At 39.7% G+C, this 6,426-nt stretch carries 6 protein-coding genes; 4 read left to right on the forward strand and 2 right to left on the reverse strand.

Features of this window, described 5'->3' with window-relative positions:
- The first annotated feature begins 86 nt into the window (after positions 1-86).
- Both PVV60_RS05730 and PVV60_RS05735 read left to right on the forward strand, forming a co-directional pair.
- Entirely contained in the window at positions 87-449 is a 363-nt protein-coding gene (locus PVV60_RS05730) for a hypothetical protein (RefSeq protein ID WP_273723753.1), read from the forward strand.
- Between the two features lie 10 nt (positions 450-459).
- The gene (locus PVV60_RS05735) at positions 460-1,011 is read left to right on the forward strand and encodes a hypothetical protein (RefSeq protein ID WP_273723754.1); all 552 of its coding nucleotides are present in this window, start codon (positions 460-462) and stop codon (positions 1,009-1,011) included.
- A 1,501-nt stretch (positions 1,012-2,512) separates the two neighbouring features.
- On the opposite strand, the gene PVV60_RS05740 is transcribed toward PVV60_RS05735, so the two are convergent.
- Both PVV60_RS05740 and PVV60_RS05745 read right to left on the reverse strand, forming a co-directional pair.
- On the reverse strand, positions 2,513-3,028 hold the full coding sequence (locus PVV60_RS05740) for a short-chain dehydrogenase (protein ID WP_273723755.1): 516 nt from the start codon (positions 3,026-3,028) through the stop codon (positions 2,513-2,515).
- A gap of 18 nt (positions 3,029-3,046) precedes the next feature.
- Positions 3,047-3,610: an NADPH-dependent FMN reductase gene (locus tag PVV60_RS05745; protein ID WP_273723756.1), complete on the reverse strand. Its 564-nt coding sequence runs from the start codon at positions 3,608-3,610 to the stop codon at positions 3,047-3,049.
- 1,031 nt (positions 3,611-4,641) lie between these two features.
- Between PVV60_RS05745 and PVV60_RS05750 the strand changes: the two genes are divergently transcribed.
- Together PVV60_RS05750 and PVV60_RS05755 are read left to right on the forward strand one after the other, a co-directional pair.
- On the forward strand, positions 4,642-5,199 hold the full coding sequence (locus tag PVV60_RS05750; RefSeq protein WP_273723757.1) for a hypothetical protein: 558 nt from the start codon (positions 4,642-4,644) through the stop codon (positions 5,197-5,199).
- 298 nt (positions 5,200-5,497) lie between these two features.
- Entirely contained in the window at positions 5,498-6,121 is a 624-nt protein-coding gene (locus tag PVV60_RS05755; protein ID WP_273723758.1) for a hypothetical protein, read from the forward strand.
- Positions 6,122-6,426: the final 305 nt, after the last annotated feature.

Here is a 6,426-nt window from a genome sequence, read left to right on the forward strand (position 1 = left end):
AAAATAAAGCGTTTAGATACATTAAAAAGAGCTTAAACCTAAAAATAGAGCGTAAAAAGCGCGAAGTGTAAAAACAGAGGGGATCAATGCAGGAGAAAAATGCGACATTTGGAGAGTCTTTCTTTTCATTCAAAAAATTGACGATGTCTTCAGTGGAAAGCCGTAAAGGGGTGGAAAGTTGTAAAATAATAGGGCGTTCCTTTTTCATCATGTTTTGCACATGCCTTATCATGATGGCTTTAGAAGTTCCTGCAGGTGCAAAATCTCTGGTACAGCCGTTGCAATGGATAAAATGGGAAGGGATTGGTTCTCTTATTTTTCTCTTACCAGTGTTGATTTGGTTTTGTCTTCTCACTCCTCTTCCTATTTTGTGGGGGCTGCGCTCCGTTAAAGAGCGCAAATTGGAAAAAATAAAAGAAGAAACAAAGCAGCAGGAGATTAATCAATGAGGTTATACGCATGAGGAGTGAGTCCGCGGTTTTTATTTTGTTTCTGCCGGTTGGATGTTTTCTTCTAAATGCAGTTACAGTTTTTGCCATTTTTGTGAATATGATTATTGTGGCGCCTTATTATTCTTTAATCAAGCATTTGAGGCTCTATTACAGAGTGAAGAAACAAAGACGTTTGATGAAAGAACAGCCGCAGCATTTTTGTTTCTTTGAAAAAAGTGGAAAAGAAAAAGAGAGAGTGCCGCAAAACTTAGCACTAGAAACACAGATAAGTTTCTATTCGTTAAAAAAATGGCTCGCTTTTTCACGCAAAGATTATATCCTCCACGCATGCCTCTCTTTCATCATTATGTTTTTCAAAGCTTATGTCTATGTGATTTTCTTTAAAGGGATAGATGAGAGCAGATTTGAATATTTTGCCATTCTCTTGCTTTTCTGGTTTTTTTTATCGGTATGTATTTTTGCAACGATCCCTGTTGGTGTGATCCTTCGTGAAATTTTAACTCATCGATTGAAAAAGAAAATTCAGCAATTGGAAGAAGTGACTGAAGCAATCCAATAAATCAATTTATACTAAACAAATCAATTTATAAAGAGAAGGGGAATAAAATGCATTACGAAATGGCGGTAGCTTGGACGGTGATTTTGATCATTCTGCTGGGGGGTGTTTTTGATTTGTTCTTAACAATACCCATTGTGGCACTGTATATTTCTTTTATCAAACGTTTGATATCGTATTACAAGGTTACGAAACAATTAAATGCAGCGCTGAAAAAGCGTGTGTAGCCTTCATGTCATGGGGGAGGTATGAGTTTTAGATCATGCCATTGCTTCTGTCCATTAATAGGTCAGTGATAGATTTGTAATAGGCTTCAATGGGGCTGTTTATCGGAAGTTTGCTGATTTTCTGTGAATTTGCAAAATCGTAAAAACGTGGAACTGTAATTGCTGAGATGTGTGGTTGGTGAAGAGCCGTGAGGGTTTTGGGCGTGGTTGGGGTGAAGAGGGCGCCAATGGAGGGGCTGGATTGTGAAATGCGCTGGAATAGGGGCGTTTGGTGAAAAGGGTTGGTGGAAAGTAATAGGCTGGTGATAGATTTGTAATAGGTTTCAATGGGGCTGTTTATTGGAAGTTTGCTTGTTTTCTGTGAATTTGCAAAATCGTAAAAACGTGGAACTGCAATGGCTGGGATTTGTGGTTGGTGAAAAGCCGTGATGGTTTTGGGCGCGGTTGAGGTGAAGAGGGCACCAATGGAGGGGCTGGATTGTGAAATGCGCTGGAATAGGGGCGTTTGGTGAAAAGGGCTGGTGGCAAATAATAGGCTGGTGATAGGGCGGTGATAGATCAGTGATAGGTTTCAATGGGGCTGTTTATTGGAAGTTTGCTTGTTTTCTGTGAATTTGCAAAATCGTAAAAACGCGGAACTGTAAAGGTGAGGATTTGTGGTTGGTGAAAAGCCGTGAGGGTTTTGGGCGCGGTTGGGGTGAAGGGGGGCGAAGTATGTTGAAGTGTTTTTTTTAAGGAGGGCGTTGAAATTTCTTTTAAAAAAGCTTGTCTGGTATAAGTATTAAGGGAAGACTATGGGCGGGAAGTCAACTCAAACCCGCTAAAATTTGGACTGTTGCAAGAGAGGATTTTCGTGGGAACCTTACGTTGCGTAGAAACCATTGTTCCGTAGAAACTGTCGTTCTTTGAGGTGTGAGGAGAAAGATCAGTTTTAAAATAGACAAAAATTCTAAACACAATTTGCTGTTTTAAGTTTTATACCATAACGCTCCATAAGATAACGCCCCACAAGATTATGCTTTATAAGTTGTGTGAGAGGGGGATAAGACATGTGAAGATCATAAACTGTGAGAGGGGGATAAGCCCGTGTGAGAAGGGTTAGAAACCGTTTGGTTCTGGAGCTGTTGAATAGGCATGCTGTTTAGAGGCGTAAAGGAGGGGGGATTGTTTGTTCTCAAAGCCCATGATTTTAGAGAGTATGGGCTATTCAAGAGGGTGTTTCGAGTATAGGTAGAGATTGGAGGGGGCACGGCTTCTTGGCAAAGCATAGGTATTGATCATAAGTTTTGTTTATTCATATGGTTTTTTATGGCATCTAGGACTTGTTGGCTTATCTCCTGGTGGGTTAGCCATCGTGAACCTTTTGGGGTTGTTTTTTGTCCTAATTGAATGGGGATAAAATCAACCTTGTTTTTGTGTGCGCAATCGATAATCATTTGATCATGCGTGTTGGAACCAAAAATATGAAGAATACATGGTGGTTTAGGCAAAAGAGCCAATCGTTCAATTAATGCGCAAGAAAATGCATGGGCGGGTGAATGAATCCATAATATGCAATATTTTAGATCATGCCATTGCTTCACAGCTTCTAAAAATTGTGCCTTTGATGCTGCACAATCATAATCCAATGGTACACACATATGCTGTTTTTGCAATGCCTCAAGCTGGACTTTATGGGAAAGAAAGCGTGCAGCAATAATCACTTCTTGTGGCTCTAATGATTGACACAAAGGGGAAAGCATCCCTGTGCCCCCTACCACTAAATAACGATAGTGCGCATTCTTTTTTTTCATGCCCCCTCCCTTATTGCTTTAAATCACACCGCGTTGCTTTAAAAATGTGTACATTTCATCAGCAAGCCTTTCACAACGTGTTTGTACCTCTTTACTTATAACTTTCCAAGTACGACCTTCATCATCGGAGGAAAAATCTTCAGTGGAGGAGGCGATTTGACATTGGAGTGCATAACCATAAAGCGTGCGCACCACCGGCAATAAATGCTCACACGGTTGTGCGCATTTTTTGGCAGTACTCCCATGAGAGATAAGCCCAACAGGTTTATTTAAAAAGGCATTATAGCTCAAATTATCAAGAGCATTTTTTAAAACACCCGAATAAGACCCTTGATAGACGGGGCTTGCTAGAATAACGCCATCAGCCGTTGCAATGGTTTTTACAAACTGGCGAACTGCAGCACTTGGATTAGCCTCAACCTGCTGATGATAATCTGGATCTGTCATCGGTAAGGGCTGTTCACGCAAATCAACCCAATGGAGTGATGCACCCCGCTTCATGAGGCAATCTGCTAAATAACTGGCTAAAGTTCGTGTTAATGAAGGTTGACGCACAGACCCCAAAATAATTGCTATATTCAACAGGTTTTTCCTTTTTCACGATAAGTCTTACGCAAGGCTTATAAAGAATTGTAAGTAAAATGACGCATATCGCTATACTGTTCATAAAGAGCAATTGTGATGATACTGCATGGTCATAGAATCAATACATGCTAACAAGATTGTTGACAAAACAACACCTCAAAACCACACCTCAAACTTGCAAGCGAATGTCAGTGCTTTCATTAATATTAAAACGCGTGATCTTTAAAATAGTGTCTGTCTCGCTGTGTTAGAAGCGCTTTTATGAGTATATTCTGAGCGATTGGCTTGCAAGATCCCCAATGAAAAATGGAAGATATCGTCATATTTTGATTTATATATTTTGAATGATCATTGATCCTTTTTAATTAGAATAAGAGAGTTGTAAGATTTTCTCATTTCAAATGCTCTTATTGCGTGATCATTTGCACATCAATGGAAGTGACTTTTTTCATGTTTAAAGTGGGGGGGCGGAAAACAAGGGGGCGGAAAAAAATTGAGAAAAGAATAAAAATGTTTCTATCTTTTCAAGGGATAAGGGCTGTTGTAGGGCGCGCGTGCGGTATGGCTGTTTGTAGGGGGCGCGGGTATGGCTGTTGTAGGGCGCAGGGGGTAAGGTTGTTGTAGGGGCAGAGCGGGAGTATGGCTGTTGTAGGAGGCAGTGGATAAGGTTGTTGTAAGGGGTAGTGGGCGGCGTATGGGCATGGTGCTGGGTTATACTTTTTATTGAAACAATGGTGGTGATAGAGTTTATAGTAAGGGGGATATATTCATGAGGGCGCTATTATTATCCCCTTCATGGGGGCTGTTCATGAAATGGGGTGGAGGCGCGTTGGTTTAGAAGTGTTGAGAGACGTTTCTTTAAAACAAGCACGTGAATTGGCAAAATTGAAGTTATTGGCAACATAAATATGCAATACAAGTGTTCTCTTCGGTATTCTGTTTGACGATAATGGACGGAATTTTACTTGAGAGATTGTTCGTGTCCTTATAAAGTTAGGGATAAACAGTTGTATAAAAAGGAAGAGCAAATGAAGGGGGAAAATTCCACATTTTATAACAAACTGTGCTCTGTTGTTTTTGGAAAATCATCTCGTTCTTATAAAGATCATATTATTATTTTTCTTATTTCTATCCTTATTGGGATAGGTCATAAAGCTCTTTTGATCCCATTAGAATCCAAGTGGTCGTTGAGTGTATCGCAGGATAGCACTCTTTTAGCGCTCTTTGTGCTGCGTGAAGTCATCATGGTATGTGTTGTTGCCTTGATGCTTGTTTTATTGGTGCTTTATCTCATCTTAACGTATTTGTTGAAAAAAAAGATTCAGCAGTTAAAAGAGGTTATCCAGCAACGGGGTCACACAACCGATCAACAAAATAATCCGTCAAAAAAAGATAGAGAAAAAATAAGCCGTTTTTTTATCGTATACTTTTGGTTGATATTTCTGCTAGACGTCTTTTTTCCTGCGGGTGTTGTCATGCTCATTTTAGAATTTTACTATTTTGTTTTCAAGCAGGTGAGAACGTATCGTAAAGTGAGACGGGTATTAAAACGGGTAAGAAAAGAGAGTGACAAGGCGCTTTTGTAGCTATCGTGAGGGGAAGAGGCAATGTTTGGAAGCTCGTGACATAGAGAAGAGGGGCTGAATGGTTGGAAAATCATCAGGCAAAGAGGAGAGCCTATTTTCGTTTGTAATGAGGAGGCTGCTCTTAATCATTTGGAAGAGCAACCGCGCTTTTAGAAAGTTTGGGTTTTTTGTTGAAAATAAGGGAAGCGCTATGCATCGCACTTTTAGTGGTTCTTAAAAAAGCGAGCATGAGATAAAGAAATGCATTTTTCATAAAAAAAAGGAAGAGCAATGAAGGGGAAAAATTCAGCATTTTATAATGAACTACGCCATTTTTTCGAAAAAAGTGTTTTTTCTATGCGAGAGCGTGTTGTCATTTGTTTTCTCTCACTCATTATTGAGCTATGGAACAGGATTTTCTTTCTTGAGCTGTGGAACAGGATTCTCTCTCTCATCCTTGGATAGCAAAGAGTACAACATTTTCTCTCTTGAGTTGTGGAACAAGATTTTCTTTCTCCTATCCTTGGGTAGCAATGGAGAACGGACAGGGTGGTGGGATACACCTCTTTTTCTCTCTCTGTATGCGTTTTGGAAAGTTATTATAGTGTGTGTTTTGGTCTTGTTCCCAGTTATATTGATACTCGGCATCATATTGTGGTTTTTGTTGGTAAAAAATATTCGGAAATTGAAAGGAATAAACCAGCAACGGGGTAAAATAACCGATCAAAAGGATCGATATAAAGAAAGTGTGAACTGGAAAATGGACGATATTCTTGTCATGATATTTGTTTTCGTGCTTATGTGCGTGACATTGGTGGTTGCTTTTATTCCCATGATGATTTTAGAACTTTATTATGGTGTCTTTAAGCAGGTGAGAACGTATCGTAAAGTGAGACGGGTATTAAAACGCGTAAGAAAAGAGAGTGACCAGGCACTTTTGTAGCTATCGTGAGGGGGAAGAGGCAATGTTTGGAAGCTCGTGACATAGAGAAGAGGGGCTGAATGGTTGGAAAATCATCAGGCAAAGGGGATAGCCTATTTTCGTTTGTAATGAGGAGGCTGCTCTTAATCATTTGGAAGAGCAACCGCGCTTTTAGAAAGTTTGGGTTTTTTGTTGAAAATAAGGGAAGCGCTATGCATCGCACTTTTAGTGGTTCTTAAAAAAGCGAGCATGAGATAAAGAAATGCATTTTTCATAAAAAAAAGGAAGAGCAATGAAGGGGAAAAATTCAGCATTTTATAATGAAC

Source organism: Bartonella sp. AU18XJBT, from assembly GCF_028618595.1.
Classification (GTDB): domain Bacteria; phylum Pseudomonadota; class Alphaproteobacteria; order Rhizobiales; family Rhizobiaceae; genus Bartonella.